At 62.8% G+C, this 20,365-nt stretch carries 15 protein-coding genes; 10 read left to right on the top strand and 5 right to left on the bottom strand.

Annotated features, from left to right (window positions below):
• The 4 genes from OXG98_01805 to OXG98_01820 all read left to right on the top strand — a co-directional run.
• On the top strand, positions 1–657 hold a 657-nt coding region (locus tag OXG98_01805; protein MCY3770749.1), incomplete at its 5' end, for a phytanoyl-CoA dioxygenase family protein.
• A 94-nt stretch (positions 658–751) separates the two neighbouring features.
• Positions 752–1,579, top strand: a complete 828-nt coding sequence (locus tag OXG98_01810; GenBank protein ID MCY3770750.1) for a hypothetical protein — start codon at positions 752–754, stop codon at positions 1,577–1,579.
• 89 nt (positions 1,580–1,668) lie between these two features.
• Positions 1,669–3,624, top strand: a complete 1,956-nt coding sequence (locus tag OXG98_01815; protein MCY3770751.1) for a hypothetical protein — start codon at positions 1,669–1,671, stop codon at positions 3,622–3,624.
• Between the two features lie 116 nt (positions 3,625–3,740).
• Entirely contained in the window at positions 3,741–5,102 is a 1,362-nt protein-coding gene (locus tag OXG98_01820; GenBank protein ID MCY3770752.1) for a sulfatase-like hydrolase/transferase, read from the top strand.
• A gap of 124 nt (positions 5,103–5,226) precedes the next feature.
• On the opposite strand, the gene OXG98_01825 is transcribed toward OXG98_01820, so the two are convergent.
• Positions 5,227–6,081 carry a phytanoyl-CoA dioxygenase family protein gene (locus tag OXG98_01825; GenBank protein MCY3770753.1) on the bottom strand — a complete coding sequence of 285 codons (855 nt, stop codon included), beginning with the start codon at positions 6,079–6,081 and terminating at the stop codon, positions 5,227–5,229.
• Positions 6,082–6,266: 185 nt separating this feature from the next.
• Between OXG98_01825 and OXG98_01830 the strand changes: the two genes are divergently transcribed.
• From OXG98_01830 to OXG98_01840, 3 genes are read left to right on the top strand one after another with little or no spacing between them, the layout of a single operon-like run.
• Positions 6,267–7,637, top strand: coding sequence for a sulfatase-like hydrolase/transferase (locus OXG98_01830; protein ID MCY3770754.1), 1,371 nt, complete (start codon positions 6,267–6,269; stop codon positions 7,635–7,637).
• Positions 7,638–7,661: 24 nt separating this feature from the next.
• On the top strand, positions 7,662–9,656 hold the full coding sequence (locus tag OXG98_01835) for a hypothetical protein (protein MCY3770755.1): 1,995 nt from the start codon (positions 7,662–7,664) through the stop codon (positions 9,654–9,656).
• Positions 9,657–9,703: 47 nt separating this feature from the next.
• A complete protein-coding gene (locus OXG98_01840) occupies positions 9,704–10,093 on the top strand; it encodes a hypothetical protein (protein MCY3770756.1) in 390 nt (129 codons plus the stop codon).
• Between the two features lie 117 nt (positions 10,094–10,210).
• Here the strand turns inward: OXG98_01840 and OXG98_01845 are convergent, their stop codons facing one another.
• From OXG98_01845 to ggt, 3 genes are read right to left on the bottom strand one after another with little or no spacing between them, the layout of a single operon-like run.
• Positions 10,211–12,097 (bottom strand): acetamidase/formamidase family protein, encoded by a 1,887-nt coding sequence (locus OXG98_01845; GenBank protein ID MCY3770757.1) that lies wholly within the window; start codon positions 12,095–12,097, stop codon positions 10,211–10,213.
• A gap of 51 nt (positions 12,098–12,148) precedes the next feature.
• On the bottom strand, positions 12,149–13,168 hold the full coding sequence (locus OXG98_01850) for a pyridoxal-phosphate dependent enzyme (GenBank protein MCY3770758.1): 1,020 nt from the start codon (positions 13,166–13,168) through the stop codon (positions 12,149–12,151).
• 60 nt (positions 13,169–13,228) lie between these two features.
• Entirely contained in the window at positions 13,229–15,010 is a 1,782-nt protein-coding gene (gene ggt / locus OXG98_01855; GenBank protein MCY3770759.1) for a gamma-glutamyltransferase, read from the bottom strand.
• Positions 15,011–15,349: 339 nt separating this feature from the next.
• Between ggt and OXG98_01860 the strand changes: the two genes are divergently transcribed.
• The 3 genes from OXG98_01860 to OXG98_01870 are packed head-to-tail and all read left to right on the top strand — an operon-like array spanning position 15,350 to position 19,008.
• Entirely contained in the window at positions 15,350–16,495 is a 1,146-nt protein-coding gene (locus OXG98_01860; GenBank protein MCY3770760.1) for an alanine--glyoxylate aminotransferase family protein, read from the top strand.
• Positions 16,496–16,552: 57 nt separating this feature from the next.
• Positions 16,553–16,879 (top strand): NIPSNAP family protein, encoded by a 327-nt coding sequence (locus OXG98_01865; GenBank protein ID MCY3770761.1) that lies wholly within the window; start codon positions 16,553–16,555, stop codon positions 16,877–16,879.
• Between the two features lie 44 nt (positions 16,880–16,923).
• Complete coding sequence (locus tag OXG98_01870) at positions 16,924–19,008, top strand: amino acid permease (GenBank protein ID MCY3770762.1); 2,085 nt, start codon at positions 16,924–16,926, stop codon at positions 19,006–19,008.
• Between the two features lie 44 nt (positions 19,009–19,052).
• Here the strand turns inward: OXG98_01870 and OXG98_01875 are convergent, their stop codons facing one another.
• Complete coding sequence (locus OXG98_01875; protein ID MCY3770763.1) at positions 19,053–19,985, bottom strand: acetamidase/formamidase family protein; 933 nt, start codon at positions 19,983–19,985, stop codon at positions 19,053–19,055.
• Positions 19,986–20,365: the final 380 nt, after the last annotated feature.

Below are 20,365 nucleotides of genomic sequence, written 5' to 3' on the forward strand. Positions count from 1 at the left end.
CTAGAGGTCTGGCGGCGGCAGATCTGGCGGGCACTCGATGGCTGCCTGGAGGACCCCGCGACCTGGCCCCGGGAGACGAGCGGTCTCGACGGATACGAATACGATCCGCCCGAATCGGCTCTCGTCCACCATCCGCACATGATGTCGATCATCGATCAGCTCAGCGGGGGACACTTCGTCGCGGGCGACGGCATCCCCATCATTCGCTGGCCGGAACCTGAACGGACGTTCGAAATCCCCCAAACGGGCCATATCGACGCCTACGGGGGGCGCTGGCTGCCCTTCATGATCGGCGCGACGACCTATCTATACGACGTGGAACCCGGCGGCGGCGCTCTGATCTACTGGCCGGGAAGCCACCACGCCGCCCATCGGTATTTCCTGGATCATCCCTCGCATGTCGACGGGAGTTTCCTGGAGATCGAGGGTTTCTCCTGGGACGTTTTCTGCGACAACCCGACCACCGGTGGCCGGGAGTTTACCGCGAAGGCCGGCGACGTGGTGCTCTGGCATTCCTATCTGACCCACAACGGATCGGAAAACACCAGCACCTCGCCGCGTTTTGCCCTGTTCGCCCGCTGGAACCACGAGAAACACCTGGAGCAGGACTTCAGATACGAGATACCCGAAGACCTGTGGAAATACTGGGCGATCTGAAGGGGAGAACCGGCTGGTTGCACGCCCACGTCGAAATCTCCCGCCGTTTCTTGCCGAGACAGGTTCCAACACAGAAGGATCTACGGACAAACCCATGCATCGAAGCCCCAGCTACCTGACCGAAGCACAACTGGAACAATTCTGGTCCGAAGGCTACCTCGTCCTGAAGGGAACGCTGGATGACGAAGTCGTCGACAGGGCGCGCGATTTCCTGCTGGACCTGATCCCGCGGGACCTGGTCATCCCGGACCACTACCACGCGAACCACGCCCGGTTCAAGCCCCATAATCCGGACGGAAACGGCAGTTTTTTTGAGCCTGCCATGCTGCCCCTGCTGCAGAACGAGGGGTTGTACGGCGCTGCCGTGGACATCCTGGAGACCGAGTTCATTCAGGTGTGGGACGGCTCGGCGGGGATTACGCTCCGAAACCGCGCCGTGGAAGGCAGGTTGCAGAACCTCCACCTCGACGCCGTGCCGAAGGGTCCGGAGGAACTGAACGAGGGTTTCCTGCGCACGGGAATCGGTATCGGGGGCTGTTACTACCTGAACAAGGTGGAAGACAACGGCGGCGGCATCCACGTCGTGCCCGGCGCGCCGAACCGGGTGCGGGAGATCATGCTCAACGAGCCGGACGGGCTTACGCGCAACGACGGCTGGGGTAAAATAACCGATTTCCCTGCGTCCATGGAGGTCACGGGCGACGCAGGAGACTACGTGCTCATGCACCACCTGATGCCGCACTCCGCAAGCGCCAATCACAACGCCTCGCCGAGGATCGCCCAGTTCACCCGCCTGCAACGCCTGACCGCAGAGGAAGCCCGCTTCGCTCCGGGTCCCGACCGGCCCCTGGATTCCGAGGCGCTTGCCGCGCTGACCCCGCTGGGCCGCAAGATGTTCCGCCTGGATCCATGGATCGGGTGACTTCCGGTGACGCAATCGGATCGGACGAACGCCAGTGCCGCGACCGGATCGGGTAACTTGAAGTGCCGAAACCGGATCGGATGAACGCCATGTCCCCTGAACCACCCCGGTCCCGGGGCGCTACGGCCATAACCCTGCGGGCCGGGATCATCGGGCTCGCGCTCTCCGCCGTAGTCGCCTTCTGGGGCCAGTTCTCCGCCGATCACGCCGGATACAACTATTCCACCTACGCCCATCTCCCCGCGGCGCTGCTGATCCCCTTCCTGATTCTGATCCTGGGCCCCCACGTCCTGCTCAGGAGACTTGCACCCCGGTACGCCCTGACGACCGGCGAGCTGATCGTGGTTTTCACCATGGGCCTCATCGGTTCGATGGTGCCCGACTGGGGCATGACGCGGTACCTGGTTTCCCTCATCACCGGACCCTTCTACCATGCGAGTCCCGAAAACCGCTGGGCGGAAACATTTTTCGACACGCTGCCCGCGTGGCTGGTGATCAGCGGAAAAACCGACGCGGTACGGGTTTTCTACGAGGGCGCCGCGCCGGGTTACCGGATCCCGTGGATGGCCTGGATCTCGCCCCTGCTGTGGTGGATGTCGTGTTTCGGCGCCCTGATGTGGACGGGCGCATGCATCGTGGTCATCCTCCGGAAGCAGTGGGTCAGCCACGAACGGCTGCGCTTTCCCCTGGGGGAGGTGGCGCTCAACCTGATGGGCGTAGGGAAGGACCCGAACGATCCGCCCATGGTCCGCACGACCGCCTTCCGGACCGGCGCCGGCCTGTCGCTGGCCGTCGTGTGCTGGAACATCGCCTCCTACTGGGATATCGTTACCGCTGTCCCCATCATGGGACCGGACCTGCTGCAATTGCAGGTCCATCCGTCGATACCGGAACTTCCCATCAGGCTGAACGTCTTCGTATTCTGCTTCGCCTTCTTCATCAATGCCGAGATCCTGTTCAGCCTGTGCTTCTTCCTGCTGTTCACCACGCTGCAGCGGGGCGTACTGAACATGCTCGGAATCACGGCGGCGACGACCATGTCGCCGACCGGGCTCGTGGGCACCCAGTCCATCGGCGCCCTGATCGCCCTGGTGATCTGGGGACTGTGGATGGCGCGCCGGCACCTGGCCTCGGTGGGCCGGCGGGCGTTCAGAAGGGATCCGTCGGTAGATGACAGCGGGGAGTTTTTCTCGTACCGGGTGGCGATTTTCGGCCTGCTCTTCGGCCTGCTCTACCTGCTGGCTTGGCTCTACAGCATCGGCATGTCGCTGCCGGTCAGCCTGGTCCTCCTGGCCGTCCTCTTCACCATCTACCTCGGCATGGCCCGGATCGTAGCGGAGGCGGGACTGGTCGCCATGGACCTGCCGGTGAATGCCAACAACTTCACGGGGGGAATCATCGGCGCGGACAACCTGGATCCGTCCACGATCACCGCCCTGGGCATGACGAACGCCTTCGCCCGGAACTGGCGGACTTTCACGATGATCGGGTTGTCCCACGCCGCGTACCTGCAGCGCTGGATGGGGCCGGCCACCCGGCACCTCTTCCTCTGGGTCTGCCTGGCTTTCGCCGTCAGTGTCGTTACTTCCCTCTACTACTATATCAGCGCGGGTTATGCCGTCGGCGCCGACAACCTCCTGTCCAAGCCCGGCGACCTGGTTCCCTTCTTCTACAACACGATCATGACCTGGAACAGCAGTGTAAGCAGTGTATCGGGCCTCGAACTGATCTTCTTCGGGAACGGCATCGTCCTGTACATGCTGATGATCCTCGGACGCTTCCTGTTCCTCTGGTGGCCGCTCCATCCCATCGGCCTGGTCGCCGTGGCCGCGGACACCGTGCGGTTCATGTTCCTGCCCTTCTTCCTGGCCTGGCTCATCCAGGTGATCCTGCTGCGCCTGGGAGGCGGGGCGCTTTACCGCAGGGCGCAGCCCCTCTTTCTCGGCATTCTGGTGGGTTACGTCGTGGGCATGGCCCTTTCGTTCCTGGTGGACAGCCTGTGGTTTCCGGCGGCGCCGCACCAGTTCGAGTCGTTCATCAACTGAATCGTGTGAGACATGTGCTCGGAAACGCACGAGCGCGTCCGGAGCCGAGCTCGTTCACGAGCGCGTCCGGAGCGGTGCAAGTCAGTGACTAACCGAAACTCAACCCAGAGGGAATCATGACAAGGACCAGGCGTCCCAACCTCCTGTTCATCATGGACGACCAGCACCGCCATGACTACCTGTCCACCGCGGGCGCGTCGTTCGTACGCACACCGAACCTGGACCGGCTGGCGGAACGCGGGATCCGGTTTACCCAATGCATCACCAACGCGCCCGTCTGCGCCCCGGCGCGCATCGGCCTGGCCAGCGGACTCCAGCCCGCGCGGCTGGGCTGCCTGGACAACAACTGCTATCTGCCCCGCCATGTCACGCCATATTATGCCCGGTTGCAGGACGCGGGATACCGGGTCGGATGCGTGGGGAAGCTCGACCTGGCCAAGCCGGATCCCTACAATGGCCGCCGCGGCGACCGGCCCCGGGTCTTCGGATGGGGATTCACCCATCCCGTGGAATGCGAGGGCAAGATGCACGCGGGCATGGCGGACGAACCGAGAGGTCCGTACGGGTTCTGGCTGCAGGATCAGGGGCTTTTTGATCGTTTCAGGGAGGACTACGCGGCCCGGGGAGCACGGGGCTGGATCGAGGGCGCGTCCCATGACTCGGTGCTTCCGGAAGAGGCTTTCGAGGACGTTTATATCGGCCGCCGCGCCACGGAGTGGATCGACAGCGTGCCCGACGATTACCCGTGGCATCTCTTTGTCAGTTTCGTCGGGCCCCACGACCCCTTCGATCCGCCCACGACATACGCCGACCGGTACCGTGACGCGGCCGTACCACCGGCCGTTCGCAGCGGGTCCGAAGGGAAACCGGGCTGGGTCAACGCCCGCCGGCGCAACCTCTCCGATGACGAAGTCGCGGTTACGCGCCGGCAGTACTGTGCATCTATCGAAGCGATCGACGACCAGGTGGGCCGGATTATAGCGGCCGTGGAACGGCGGGGCATGGGAGCGGACACCTTCATCATTTTCGCCAGCGACCACGGCGAGATGCTGGGTGACCACGGCCTGTACACCAAGTCCGTACCCTACGAGGCGGCCCTGCGGGTACCACTCGTTGCCGCCGGACCGGGCATACCGGGCGGGCGGACTTCCGACGCCCTCGTGGAACTGATCGATGTCAATCCGACGCTATGCGCCCTCGCGGTCCTGCCCGCCCAGGAAGGACTCGACGCGAGAGATTTCAGCGCCGTCCTGGCGGGGGAGCGGTCGATCCATCGCCAGGAGGGAGCGAGTGCGTTGCGCGAATTCAGGCTGGTCCGCACCGCGGAGCACAAGCTTGTCGTGCATCACACGGGCGAAGTCGAACTATACGATCTGGTAAACGATCCCGACGAGCAGAAGAACGTGGCGGCCGATCGGCCGGATACGGTCCGGGATCTGCGGCGCAGGCTGCGCCAGCGGTTTCACTTCCCGCCCTGACCCTGCCGCCTGGCGCCTGATCCTGCCGACCGCGTCCGTCTGGCCGTTTGGTCCTGACCGTGGCGCTAAGTGCCGGCCAGGCCGTTTGGCGGCTGACCCTGCCGCCTGGTGCTGGTAGTGCCGCCTAGGGCCGTCCTGGCCGTCCGGGCTGGCCATAAGGCGCGCCGTCGGGCGAGGCGTGCTGCGGCGAAACGATCGACCGCCGCTCGGGGGTCAGGCGGTCCAGCAGTTCGGGGGACGCCTGGTATCCGTGGCGGAAGTTGCCCCAGGAAGGACCGTACCGGTACACCACGATGCGTCGCGTGCCCGCGTTCCGCCGCATGGCCGATCCGTGGGAGATGCCGTCCACGAAGAGCAGGGCGTCGCCGGCCTCCATGAAGAGTTCCACGGACGCGGCGATGCCTTCCACGGAGGCGCCCTTCGGTTTCATGGCGTGCCGGGCGAAATCGGGATGGGTGAAGTTGGACTTGTGGCTGCCGGGTATGACCATGGTGCCGCCATCCCCTGGACCGATGTCGGTAAGGGCCATCAGCACGTTGATCTGTCCGCACATGAACCGGCCGCCGTGGTATCGGAAACCATTGCGCAGGATGGGCGGGAATCCGCCGGAATGCAGGCCGATCGCCTCGCCCGGTTCCCGGAAATTGGCGAAGTTTTCGTCGATGAACAGTGGTCCGTGGGCGTAGTCGAACGTGCCTTCGCCACCCACGAAAAGCTTGAGTTTTTCGATCCAGGAAGGATGGTCGATCAGGGCCTCGAAGGGGGCGCCCGCCTCGTAGATCTGCTGCAGGTTCAGGCCGTCCACGGTGCCGTAGGTATGGGCGTGGACGTATCCGTGCCATTCGCCCGGCGACAGCGGCGGAATTTCGTCCAGACAGGCGTTCAGTTCCGATACTTCGGAACGGGTAAGAGCCTGCTTGAGGTGAATAAAACCCTGCAGGTCGAACAGGTAAATCTCGAGATCGCTTGGTTTGCTCATGATCGGTGAGGGCCAGAACGTGAAATCCGGTTGATTTGCGGCCGGCGATTCGTTACTCTCTTGACCGGCAATATAGTTCGCCAGCCGTCGGTACACAACCCCAATCACCCCGGCCATCGCGTCGTTGCCGGCGACGGTTCCATGCCATTCCGAAACGCCCGCGTTTACAGGACGAGGTAACCTGGATGAAGGCTGCTTCACCGCCCAATGTGCTGATCGTGCTGAGTGATCAACTGCGGCGGCGGGCCCTGTCCACCTACGGCGATCCGAACATCGTCACCCCGCACGTCGACGCCCTGGCCGACCGGGGCGTGCGTTTCGACAACGCCAGTTCGACCTGCCCCATATGCGTTCCCTTCCGCTTTACCTTCATGACGGGACTGTACGCCCACGACCGGAAGGTCCCCGCGATCGAGTACCGGATGTCGCCGGCGGAGCGGACCCTGGCCGACGAATTCAACGAGGCGGGCTACGAGACGATCTACACGGGTAAATGGCATCTCGATGGCGGCCACGGTCGCATGGGGTCCGCAGTCCAGTGCGGCAGGACGGCCGTAAAGAAGGCGTACCGGGGCCGCTGGCAGAAATGGCTCGGTTTCGAACTCAGAAACGGCCCTTTCGACACCTATTACTTCGAGGACGATGACCCCGTGCCCAAGCCTGTCGAAGGATACCAGACCGACGGGCTCTTCGACCTCGGCATGAACTACCTGGAGCACCGGGACCCGTCCCGACCGTTCTGCATGGTGATTTCCGTCGAACCGCCTCACGATCCCTTCGAGGCGCCGGAGACGCTTCAGCGGACCTGGGAGGCGATGGACATCGTGCTGCCGCCCAACGTCGAAGCCGCCGACCCCGAGACCATGGAACGGATCATGCTCAATCGGAAGCAGTACTACGCCATGGTCGAGAACCTGGACTGGAACATGGGCCGTCTCGGCGCCTTCCTGTTGCGTACCGGGCTGCATGGAGAGACTGTCGTCCTGTTCATGTCGGACCATGGAGAACTCGGCGGCGCCCACGGGCTTCGGGGAAAGCAGTGGCCCTACGAGGAGTCTACGGGGATTCCGCTCATCGTGGCCGATCCCAGGCACCCGGACCGGGCCGGCTCCGTGGTCGAGGAGCCGGTTTCCACCGAGGACCTGTTTCCCACCATTTTGGGCCTGGCCGGCCTGAAGCCGCGGGACGCCCTGCCCGGCGAGAACCTGGCCCCGCTGATACACGGCAACACCGGCCGGTTGGATCGGGAAGGCGTCCAGCTGGAATTCGTGGCGGAGCAGCGGAAGGGCGTGGCCTTCCATGATTGGGTGTGGCGCGGGTTCCGGTCCACCCGGTACAAGTACACCGTCCGCGGGGACAACCACGGCGGCGTTCCCTGGCAGTTTTTCGACCTGGCGAATGACCCGTGGGAACAGCGGAATCTCATCGACGATCCCGCGTATCGGGCGGAGATCACCCGGCACCACTACCTCCTTCGGCAGCGGATGAAGGAAACCGATGACCACTTCGTCCTTCTTCCGGCGTACGGCCGGGAGGGCCTGAATACCTGGGATTGAACACCAGAGGAAAACGAAGGCTCCATGTCCGTATCCAGCGAGACCCCACCGCAAGCCGGCGAAACCGGGCGCGGAGGCCCGGCACCCACGTTAACTTCGGGACTCACGCGCAGAGCGCTGCTGATCGGCGTGGTGATGTCCGTCTTGCTGAACATCTGGACGCTCCACGCGGCGTATGTTACCGGGTCGTCCTACATCAGTCTGACCCACCTGCCTGTCGCCGCGTTGTTCCCCTTCTTGCTGGTCCTGCTTGTCCTCAACCCCCTGATGAGGGCCTTCCAGCCGGCCTGGGTGCTGAACCGGAATGAACTCATCGTCGTTTTCTTCCTGGTCTTCACAGCGTCCACCATACCTGCCTGGCCCTTCAGTTCCTACTGGATCTCGGCCATCACCGCGCCCCATTACTACGCCACGCCGGAGAACCAGTGGGCGGAGCTGTTCTTCCAGCACCTGCCTTCGTGGCTCATCGTGGCCAACGAAGATCGGGCCATTTCGTGGTTTTTCGAAGGCGTGCCCGAGAGCAGTCCCTCGTTTCTCGGACTCATCCGGAACGCCTGGATGATTCCGCTCTTCTGGTGGATCACCTTCTTCCTCGCGATCTTCGTGGTCGGCGCCTCGGCCATGGTCATGCTGCGTAAGCAGTGGGTCGAACACGAAAGGCTGACCTTCCCGCTCGCCCAGATTCCGTTGATCCTGATCGAGGAGGGGACGGGCCGCGGGGCCTTTCCGGCCGTGATGCAGTCGAAACTGTTCTGGTATGGCTTCGGCATCACGCTGTTCATTTTCCTGTGGAACATTGTCGGATTCTTCAACTGGGTCAGTTCGATCCCCATCGGGCCGCTGCACAATTTCCCCCTCGTCCTCGCCCGGTCTTTCCCCGCCATACCCATCCGGTTCAATTTCCTGGTGGCCGGCGTCGGGTACTTCACCAACCTGAACGTCCTGTTCAGCATATGGGTCTTTTTCGTCATCATGATCATCCAGCAGGGCATCATGATCCGCCTCGGCGTGCCCCAGGCCTTTGCGGTCGTCAAGTCGCAGCATTCCGGCGGCTTTCTCATCTTCTCCCTGTTCGCCCTCTGGGCCGCGCGACGCCACCTGAAGGATGTGTTCATGAAGGCGATCGGAAAGGCGCCACACGTAGACGATTCGCGGGAGTTCTTCTCCTATCGCATGGCCGCGCTGGGCGTCCTGGGCGGCGTCACCTACATCGTGTGCTGGCTGTACGCGACGGGGATGTCCCTGGGTATCATCGCGTTCATGATGGGGTCGCTGCTGCTTATGTTCGTGGGCGTTACCCGCATCGTGGCGGAAACGGGCATCGTGTTCCTGGACCTGCCCTTCGAGACCCACGATTTTACCGTGGCCGTCATCGGATCCGGCAGCATTGACACCCGGAATCTGACCAACCTGGCCATCGGGAACGCCTACGCCCGAAACTGGCGGACGCTCGGCATGTGCTCCATGGGGCATATCGCGAAGGTGGACGATGAGATGGGCGGTACGGGAAAGGGTTCCTTCAAGACGATCACCGCGGTGCTGGCCTTGAGCATCGTCGTGGCGGTGGCTTACACCGTGTACCTGGGATACACGCACAGCGGGGCGTCGAACTTCCTAGAACCCGCCTTCAACACGGGGAGCAAGCTACCCTATGACAATCTGGTAAAATGGATCAACAACGAACAGGCGATCACGGGAACGGAATTCTGGTTCATGGCCATCGGCGGCCTGGTGACCGCGCTGCTGATCCAGGCTCACCACCGGTTTACCTGGTGGTCGCTACATCCCATCGGGTTCGCCGTGGTCATGACGCCGGGCATGGTCAGTTCCGTGTTTTCCATCTTCGTGGTCTGGTTCGTGAAGGCCCTGTTGCTCAAGGTGGGCGGCATCCAGCTGTACCGCAAGGCGATCCCCGCCGTCCTGGGCATGCTGGTCGCCTTCGTGCTCGGCGTGTTTCTGTCCTACGTGGCGGACTGGATATGGTTTCCGCAGGCCGGCCACCCCGTCCAGACCTGGTGACCGGGTTGGCGTGTATCTACTTCGGAAGATAGTACCTGGAGGATGAAGTGTCGGAAGAACAGGATCCACAAGAGGTGCTGGACCGTATCCTGGAAAATGACGGCCGCTATCCCCGGAGGGCTTATCTCTTCGTCATGGAGGCGGTATCGTATACGGTGGAGAAACTGACCGTCCGCAGGCACATTACAGGGAAGGAACTTTCCCTGGGCATCCGGGACTTTGCGATCGAACGGTTCGGCATCGCGGCGAAACTGGTATTCGAAGAGTGGAACATCACGAAGACCCGCCACTTCGGCGATATCGTCTTCAGCCTGGTCAACGAAGGACTGCTTCGAAAAACCGAAGAGGACGCCATCGAGGATTTCGACGAGGTCTTCGACTTTGCCACCGCGTTCGAGACCGAATTCCAGCTCGACGTGGAGTCGAAGCAAGACTGAAAGCCGTGCCCTATTGCCTGTATTCCGCCGCGCGGAAGCCGGAGTTGCACATTCACATTCTTCCCGGGCACCGGGCCGGTGTACTTCCCCGGCTTTCCCGCGCGTCACGGGTGGCCTTTAAGCCCTGCGGACCGTACGCTGTCTTCTTCCGTAGGCGCGTTTGGGGGCGGCGTCCTTCTGGGCGGCGTCCTTCTGATCGGCGTTCTTCTGATCGGCCCCGTTTCCGGATTTTACATCGTCACTCCGGGGAACCTTGCCTTCTGCGGGTTGCCCTGCCGGTTCCGCCGTGGCTTCGGGCTGGTCACCGGCTGAAGGCTGGGTCGCGGTTTTGGTCTTTTTCTTCCTGGTTTCAGCAGCGGGTTTCTCCGTCTTTTCGCTGTTATCGCTGACTGAAGCAGACTTGTCCACGGCTTCGGAATCGTCGCGTGACCCAGGAACGGTTTCTGCCGCTACGGCGGATGCATCTGCCTGATCAGACGCCGCGTCCTTTTTCGAGGCCGGATCTTTTCTCCTGCCGGACCTGCCGGTTCGGCCCGCCCTGCCCCCGCGACTGCTGCGCCGCCGTCCTGCGGCCTGGCCGTCCTTTTCGTCTGCGTCCCCAGTGGCCGCTTCCTGTCTGCTGCCGGTCTCCTGCTGGCTAACAGCCTCCTGCTGACCCGCCGCATCTTGTTGACTTGCTGTTTCCTGCCTGCTGGCGGCCTCCTGCTGTTCTGGAGTTTCCTGCCGGCCGTTTTCGCCGTCTGCGGAAGATGGAGCGCCGTTCGACTTTTCCCGCGTGCCCCGCCGGCTTCCGGACTGGCGAGATCTTCCCGACGCGCGTTGAGAACGGCTCGTGCCGGATCTCCGGGATGAGCGGGAAGCAGGTTGTTCCGCATCGGCCGCCACCGTCTCCTCGCCTGCGCCGCCGTTGGCCGCGGGGGGGAGGGAACGATAGTTGAGCCGGCCGGAAGCGGTTGGTACTGATCTGAGCTTGTTGATCACCCGCTTGGGAAAGACCATGCGCGCGGTAGTCAGCGGATTCCCCCACTGGCTGACGCGGAGGCTGCCTCCCAGGCTCACCAGCGCGTAGGCCGTTTCGAAGTCGAGTCCTTTGTCCTGCGTAATCCATTTCACCATCTCGGTGATCGCCAGGCGCGCCGCCTGGTCCACCGTGGACGCGGACGTAATGGTGATCCATTCGCCCTTCGATTCGACCCGGGGCCAGGAAAACCGGCCGCCCGGCAGCGTGTCCAACCGCAGGGTGACCTCCGCTTCGACTTCCACGCCGGAACCGGCGATCTGGCCGTCTCCCACGCAGGCCTTGACATCGCCCAGCGACAGCAGGGCGCCATTGACCTGGACGGGGAGGTATATCCGGGATCCCGTCGTGATCTCCAGGGTGTCCATGTTTCCACCGTGCCTGCCCGGGTAGACGGTTTCTATTTCCCCGTGCTTCGCGGCCACGCCCATGCTCCCGATCACCGGGCGAAGCGGCAGTTGGAGCCGGTCGTCCAGTTGAACCTGGTTTTCGTTGACTTCGAGGACGCGCACCTGCGGTTTCTGGATATCCTGCCCCGGGACGCCCGTCTCCGGCCGCACGGCGAACACGCCGCTTCCGGCCGTCTCGATCTGTTTCACGTGTATCGACAGTACATCGCCGATGTGGGCGTCTTCCACGTAGATGGGACCGGTTACCGGTATTCCGGCGGCCCGCTCGGCCTGGTCGGCCTGGTCGGCCCGGTCGGCGTCACTGTGCGATTCGGTTGCTTCCGAGAGAAGCCCCTGATAGCAGTCCTGTGTTTCCACGACGATCGTCTCGCCGCGGCTGACGGTAATGGCCGGTGAGACGTTCGGGCTGAATACCTGTTGAACCCGGTCTCTGGATACCCGTCTGGTCAGGCCTGCGTCTTCTGGCCCGCCTGGCCCGCCTGGCCCGCCTGGCCCGCCTGGCCCGCCTGGCCCGCCCGGCTTGCGTGTTCTGTCTGTCTTGGCCGTCTTGGCCGTCTTGGATGATCTGCGAAACAAAATAGCTGTTACCTCTCTTTTGGATAGGTTGGTGAATCCAACCGGAGCGGCTCAACCGAAGAGCTCGTCTCCATAGGCGAATATGGCGGGCGTTCCTCCCGTGTGCAGGAAGACGACGGAGTCGTCTCGCTGGAATCGCCCGTCTCTGATGTGGCCGGCCAGGCCGTCCATGGCCTTGGCCGTGTATACCGGGTCGAGTACGATGCCTTCGGTCTGCGCCACCAGGCGCATGGTTTCAAGGCTGGTGCGCGAAGGTTCGCCGAAATCCGGTTTCGCGAAATCGCACGTGACATCGAAATCTTCCGGTGTGAAAGTGAGTTTGAGTCCGATGACCGAGGCGCATTCGTTGGCCACGGGCGCGAGACGTTCCTGCATCTCCCGGTCGTCTCCCACCCAGTAGTTGAGCCCGACGGCCTTGAAACAGGCGGAGACGGCGCGCAGTCCGACCACCAGCCCGACGATGGTATAGATCATGGAACTCGTGTAGATGGCCCTTGGCGTAATGCCCCGCTGCGCCAGTTGTTCGCAAAGCTCGAGGGCGGCTTCCACGTAGGCCACGGCGCGCAGTATCGCGCCGTCGCTGCTCGTGTCGTAAGCCTTCGATCCCTTCGTTTCCAGTTCCTCGATCTGCTTTTTCAACTCGTCCTTCACGGTGAGGGGAAAGACGTACTTGATCTGGTCCGCCATGAGATGGTTGAGCAGCAGGTTGCCGGAAACGGGATAGGAACGATGGTCCCGCGGGATGACCACGATGGACTTCATGCCCAGCCGCGCGGCGGCGGCGGCGGTCTGCGCCGACTGGTTGGACTGGGAATCGGAGCCGTGAACCAGGTAGTCGCACCCGTTTTCGAGGGCGGGACCCAGCGAGAAGGTGAACTGGCGGGCCTTGTTGCCACCCATGGCCAGCCCGGTCATGTCGTCGCGTTTAACGAGGATTCGGGGGCCCCCGAGGGCCTCCCCGAGGCGAGGACAGTCCTGTAGCGGCGTGGGCAGGTGGGCCACCGGTGCTCGGGTGAACCTGCCCAGGAGGTGACGCAGTTCCTGCGCGGCGTCACGGTCGTACAACTTCAATATGGCTGCTCCAGCAGACGAGCGTCCGGGTTCCCCGTGGGAATCATCCGGCGCGTTCGCCTAATGACCGAATGCAGCGCCCTCGATCCGGGGGTCCGGAGCCCCCAGGCGGTAGCCGGTGTCGGGGTCCACCATGATGCTGTGGCCGTCCCCCTGGCGGTAGGATCCGCCCCCGAAGCCCCGGCTGCTGATGTCATGCCCCATCGCCTTCAAGGCGTCCAGTACTTCGCGTCCCACTCCGCCTTCGATGCGGAGTCGGTCCGGAAACCACTGGTGATGGATGCGCGGCGCGTTCACCGCTTCCTGCATATTCATGCCATGGTCGATGACATTCAGGATCAACTGCATGGTCGTATTGATGATCGTGCGTCCCCCCGGGCTGCCCACCACCAGGTACAGTTCGCCGTTCCGCGTGACGATGGTCGGGGACATAGAGCTCAACATGCGCTTGTTCGGTTCAATGAGATTGGGCGGCGTGCCGATCTGACCGGTGGGCCGGGTGATGCCCGGGTCCGGATTGAAGTCGCCCATCTCGTTGTTGGTCAACATGCCGGTGCCCGCGATCACGATGTGGGAGCCGTACCCGCCTTCCAGCGTGTAGGTGTTCGAAACGGCGTTTCCCCACTGATCGACCACGGAGTAGTGTGTCGTCTCGTCCGGCTCCGTGGCCAGCGTAAGCTCCGGCCCCACCTCCTCGCTCGGCGTGGCGAAGAAGGGGTCGACTTTCGACCGCTGCGCGGCCGCGTAGTCCTTTGAGGTGAGATGGCCTGGAATTTCCACGAAATCCGCGTCGCCGAGATACCGGGCCCGGTCGGCGTACGCGAGGCGCATGGCCTCGGCCATCACGTGAAGGGTACTGGACGAATTGTGCCCCATGCGGCCCAGGTCATAGCCCTCGAGAATATTGAGCATCATGGCCATGGTGATTCCGCCTGAACTCGGCGGCGGCATGGAGATCGTCTCGTAGATACCCCGGTAGACATTTCGGACAGGTTCGCGGATGATCGCCTGGTAGTTCGCCAGGTCGGTGCGGTCGATCATTCCGCCTCCTGCCTTCATGTCCTTTTCGATCAATTCGGCGGTTTTCCCCTTGTAGAACCCGTCATGGCCGTCCCGGGCGATGCGTTTCAGGGTCTCCGCCAGGTCCTTCTGAATCCACCGGTCACCCTCCTGCCAGTCCTTCCCGTCCGCCCGCATCATGGCCTTCTTGCTGGCGGGGATCTGGGAGAAAATGGCCTTGCGGCCGTTGAGGCCGCGGGCGATCCGGTCGGTGAGGATGAAACCGTTCTCGGCGAGTTCGATGGCGGGCTGGATGACCTCCGCCATGCTCATGGTACCGTATTTCTCCAGGGCCAGCGCGAATCCGGCCGGGGTGCCGGGCACGCCGATCGCCAGATGATGAATACGGTTGGTGTTCGGATGAAAGGTCGAACCGTCGGAGCGGGTAAAGGAAATGGCCGGATTCACGGCCCGGTTCCCGTCTTCGTCCAGGTACATCCTGGCATGAGCCTTGCCCGGCGCTTTTTCCCGGTAGTCGATCGCCACGGCCGTACCGTCGGCCAGGCGAATGATCATAAACCCGCCGCCGCCGATGTTGCCGGCGGACGGATGGGTGACTGCCAGGGCCAGCCCCAGTCCCACGGCGGCGTCGACGGCGTTACCGCCCTTCTTGAGGATATCCGCGGCGACCTGCGTGGCCAGGGGTTCCACGGCGACCGCCATGCCTTTCTTTCCGACTACCGGCTTGCGGGACGCCGCGCTTGCATCGTGAACCGCCGGGGACGAGATGAACAGGCCAAGCAGACCGCATACCGCAAACAGGGTGGTCAGGCGATGCTTCATTTATGTTAATCCTCTGCTCTTGTGTAGATACGGCGGGATGTTTCGTATTTGAAGAGAATCCGATAGACGACCTTACTGCACAAACGGATTCCGTGCCGGCTCTTCCGTACCGCCTGGAAACAGGCACAGGCAATAAAGGCGGGATTTCCGGTCAAGTCAAGGCCTATATGTATCTCCTGTCATAAGAAAGATCTCTTTACAGATACGCCCATCCCCCATCCTGTCTTCAGTTTTTCTCTGTTGATCCACCCTCATTGACTCCGTATATTCGAACGATGTTTCGAACGCGCGAAAACCACGGCTGAACTCATCCGCACGCCCCATCCACAGGTGCTCTTCATGCGTAAACACTACCGTCTGATGATCCCCGGTCCCATCGAAGTCAGTCCCGACGTACTGGCCCACATGAGTGATCCGCTCACCGCCCATTACGGCGACCGCTGGGTGGAAATCTGGCGCAAGACCGTATCCAATCTCCAGCGCGTGATCGGGACGGAAGGCGATGTTTTTCCGCTCGTGGGGTCGGGCCACACGGCCAACGACGTGGTCATGAACAGCCTGTTCAATCCGGGCGACCGGATTCTGACCCTGGACAACGGACTTTTCGGAAAGCGACTGGACGATCTCGCCCGGGCTTTCGGACTGGATTCGGTCGTGGTGGAAAAGCCCTGGGGCGTCCCCTTCGAAGCTTCGGACATCCACGAGGCGGCCGCCGGAAACCCCGGGCTGAAGGCCGTCTTCATGGTGCACGGGGAAACGTCGACGGGCGTGGCCAATCCGGTACACGAACTGGCTGCCGCCGCGCGGGAGCACGGCATGCTCGTCCTGGTGGATACCATCGCGTCCCTGGGTGGCGAGCAATACCTTATGGACGCCTGGGATGTCGACGTCACGGTATGCGCTTCCCAGAAGGCCCTGGGCGCGCCGCCGGGCCTGGCCCTCGTGGCCGTGAGCGACCGGGCCTGGGACGCCATGAAAGACCGGCGGGAACCCCGCGGGTTCATGGCCGACCTGCAGAACCTGCGTCACTTCGCCGAGACGCAGACCGATGTCCATCCCCATCCCGGAACGATGCCCGTCAACAACTTCGTCGCTTTGATCAGAAGCACGGACGATATCCTGGAAGAAGGACTCGAGGCCACCTGGACGCGGCACCGCAAGGTCGCCCGCGTGGTCCGGGAAGGCGTCCGCGCGATGGGGATGAAGGTCATGGCCGAGGAACGGGCCGCCTGCGTCAACATGACGGTCATCCTGTCGGAGGACCGGTTCAAGCCGACCGCCTTTTCCGATTTCATGAAGGCCGAGTACGGCATGCATGTCGGCCTGGGCCTGGGCGACTACGTGAACCGGTCGATACGCGTGGGCCACATGGCCCAGAACGCCAACCTGGAGGCCGTGACGCCCTTCCTGGTCGGCCTGGAGCAATACCTGCGCCGGCAGGGATTCGACGTGGCGCGCGGCGCGTGCCTGGCCGGGTTGGACTGATTACGGAGTGTGGCTGATCCGTTTGGCGGTTTTGTTGGAGGTTACTCGGAGGTTATTATGATCTACGAAGAACGCATCTACAAAATCATGCCCGGCCGCGTGCCGGACATCCTGAACCGGTTCACCGACCACGCCCTGCCTCTTTTCGAGAAGCACGGCATGAAACTGGTGGGCTTCTGGCAGACCGTGATCGGACCGAGCAACCACGAGCTCACCTACCTGCTGGCCTTCGAGGACGCAAACCATCGGGACCGCGCCTGGGCGGCATTCATGGCCGATCCCGCCTGGATCAAGGCCAAGGCCGACAGCGAAACGAACGGCGTGCTGGTGGCCGAGGTGGCCAACCGGATCCTCGCGCCGGCTCCCTTTTCTCCCCTGCAGTAGAACGTCCTTGCAGTAGATCGCCCCTGCAGTAGATTAGCATCAAAATGGCGAAAACACAGCGCTTGCGGAAGGAACTGCAGTTCTTCGAAGTCTACGCCGTCGCGACGGGCACCACGTTGAGCGCGGGCTTCTTCCTTTTGCCGGGCCTCGCGGCCATAGAGGCCGGTCCGTCCCTCGTGCTGGCCTATCTCCTGGCGACCCTCCCCCTTATTCCAGCCATGCTCTGTATCGTGGAACTTGCCACCGCCATGCCCCGCGCGGGCGGCGTGTACTACTTCGTCGACCGGTCCCTGGGACCTTACGCCGGACTGATCACGGGGATCGGGACCTGGCTGGCACTCATCCTCAAGGTCACCTTCGCCTTGGTGGGCATGGGCGCCTATATCGCCCTTTTCTTCCCGGGGCTGCCCCAACTGCCCGTGGCCTTGGCGCTGGCGGTGGCCCTCGGTGCGGTGAACTACTTCGGCGCCGCGAAGAGCGGCCGCCTACAGATCTACCTGGTGATGTGCCTGCTCCTTCTCTTGGCCGGTTTTATAGGCGGCGGAGTTCCGGCACTGGATTCCGTCGCGTTCGCGGGCCTCTTCGACGTTGAGGTCGCCACGCTCATGGGGACGGCGGGACTGGTCTACATCAGCTACGTGGGGGTGACCAAGGTCGCAAGTCTCGCTGAAGAAATTGAAAAACCGGAAAAGACCCTTCCCCGAGGCGTATTCCTTGCCCTGGCCACCGCCGTCCTGGTATACGGTCTCGGCACGGCGGTCATGGTGGGGGTCATTCCCACAGAACGCCTCGCGGGCGACCTGACACCGGCGGCGACGGCGGCCGGCATCCTGTACGGCTGGTGGGGAAGCCTGCTCCTCTCGTTGGCGGCCCTGCTCGCCTTCGTCTCCGTGGCGAACGCGGGCATCCTGAGCGCTTCCCGCTATCCGCTGGCGATGAGCCGCGACCGCCTGCTGCCCGTCGGAATGAGCCATTTAACCCCCCGGGGCGTACCGGTCCTCTCGCTGCTGGTTACGGTGGGAAGCATCGTCCTCATCCTGCTGACCCTGGACCCCGTGGGCATCGCCAAGCTGGCGAGTGCCTTTCAGCTGGCCGTCTTCGCCTTTGTGTGCCTCGCGGTCGTCGTGATGCGCGAGAGCGGAATCGCCGAATATGACCCGGGATACCGCTCGCCCTGGTACCCCTGGCTGCACATCGGGGGCATGGTATTGCCCTTCCTTTTGATCTGGCAGATGGGTTGGCCCGCCATCCTGTTCATCGTCGGATTCATCGCCGCCGGGACCCTGTGGTATTTTTATTACGCGCGGTTCAGAGCGGACCGTAACGGCGCGATCTACCACATCTTCGAGCGGCTCGGCCGGTTACGGTACCAGGGACTGGATCAGGAGCTGCGCGGGATCCTGAAGGAGAAGGGGCTCAGGGACGAAGATCCCTTCGAGGAAGTGATCGCGCGATCCCAGGTGATCGACATGGAAGAGGAAATCAGTTTCGACCGGTTGATCCGCATGTCGGCCGAGCGTCTCGAACCCCGCCTGGACATGCCGGCCGACGACATCGTCGTAGAACTGCTCAAGGGAAGCCGGATGGGCGCCACGCCGGTTGCGGGGAACGTGGCGATACCCCATTTCCGCGTATCCGGCCTGGGCCAACCCGAACTGATACTGATCCGCGGTTTCGGCGGTATCCACGTATCCTACCGGGACCCGGTGACCGAGTCCTCGGAAGATATCGTGGTGCAGGCCGTCTTCGTCCTGGTGAGTCCAGCGGAAAACCCGGCGATCCACCTGAGGATCCTCGCCCGGCTTGCCGAACGGGCAGACAACGACAACTTCAGCCTGATCTGGGACGCCGCCGTGGACGCGCATGCCCTGCGGGACATCTTCCTCCGCCATGACCGGTATATCACCGTTCCGGTGCTCAATGAATCTCCCACGGTCGACATGATCGGGAGGAGGTTGTTGGAAATGGACTTCCCCGATGGCTGCCGCATCCTGTGGATCCGCCACTTCGATGAGGTCCTTGTGCCCCAAGGGGATACCGTGCTCCAGCACGGTGATCTGCTGACCGTGATTGGCGAACCCGCGGCGCTGACCGCCTTAAGCCGGCGATACCAAGCCCAGGGCAAGTAGGGCGTTCTGAGGCGCGCGGGGCGTTCTAAGGCACATAGGGCGTTCTAAGGCACGTAGGGCGTTCCCGTCCGCCGCAGTTCCTTCGTTACCGCCATCTGGCAGGTCACGTAGGCCTGGGCGTCCGCGTTGCCGCGACGGTTCAGCAGGCCGGCGGCATAGCCCGGACGGGCGTCGGCGATGGTGCCGACGATGAGGTTGGCATACTCGACGGTGGTGTCGTACCGGTCCGCGATCAGGGCGTTCATTTCGCTCCAGGCGATCTTGACGGCTTCCTCCCAGTTATAACCCTGTCCGCTGGTCAGATACTCCTCCTGCGACTCCACGATCCTGGTCTTTTCCACGACCGGCGCGCTGCACGGAAATCCGGGCGATTTGTCCACCCGCATCGTGATCGTCGAATCGATCTCCACGCCCGTGCCCGTCAACTCGCCGTCCCCCATCCGGGCGTGCACGTCGCCCAGGGTCAGCAGTCCCCCCGGTTTCTGCGCGCAGATGTGGACCGTGCTGCCCGGCTGGATCGCGTTGAAATCCATGTTGCCCCCGGTGTCTATCTGGTGCGTGGCGACCGATTCCAGCATGACGACGCCAATCATGGGCCGGACCGGAACCACGAAATCGGGTGGGAAATGGACAAGCCCGTCCCGCACCGGCGCGATCAGGCGCAGGCTGCCCCAGTGGGGGCCGCCGTTGCGGTAGAAGCCGTAGGGTCCGACTTCCATGTCGATGATCTCCACGGACACCCAGTCGCCGGCCTCGATCCCTTCGATATGGAAGGGGCCGCACGGCCTTGAATGCCGGTAGGGGTCCACGTCCATCACCGCCCCGGCCCGCAAGTCCTTCTTGGCAAGATAGTCCTGGTCGTGGCCGCCGTAGGTCTCGACCTGTACCGTTTCTCCGAGTTGGAGCACGCCCCGGACCTCACCGTATGCCGGATCGTCCGGTCCGGAGAGATAGGGGGTGCGGGTGAACCGGCGCATGGGCGCTCCTTCCGTAGAGATGACGCTCCGTGGCGGGGCGTAATTGTTCGCTACGAGGTGTCTGCTTCAGGATGATTTATTGGGGGACGTCGAAAAACGCCATCTTTACGATACCCGCAAAGACGCCCCCTACAAGTAGAACCAATAGACTTGTCACCCACATTAAGATACCAAGGCGAGTGTTAACACTCTTCAGGGATGTTTCAATCGTAATCAGTCGGTCTCGAACACTGCCTTTTCTACGGAATATCTCTCCAAGAAGAAGATCGATATCTTTTTTTACTCTATCGATGTCAAATCGAGTCTCAGTGTCGAATCTGCGCTGCTCGCTCATAGTGGTCAATCCATTGTTTCAGGCTGATCGGGCCGTATGCCGGTAT

This window comes from Gemmatimonadota bacterium, assembly GCA_026706345.1.
Taxonomy (GTDB): domain Bacteria; phylum JAAXHH01; class JAAXHH01; order JAAXHH01; family JAAXHH01; genus JAAXHH01.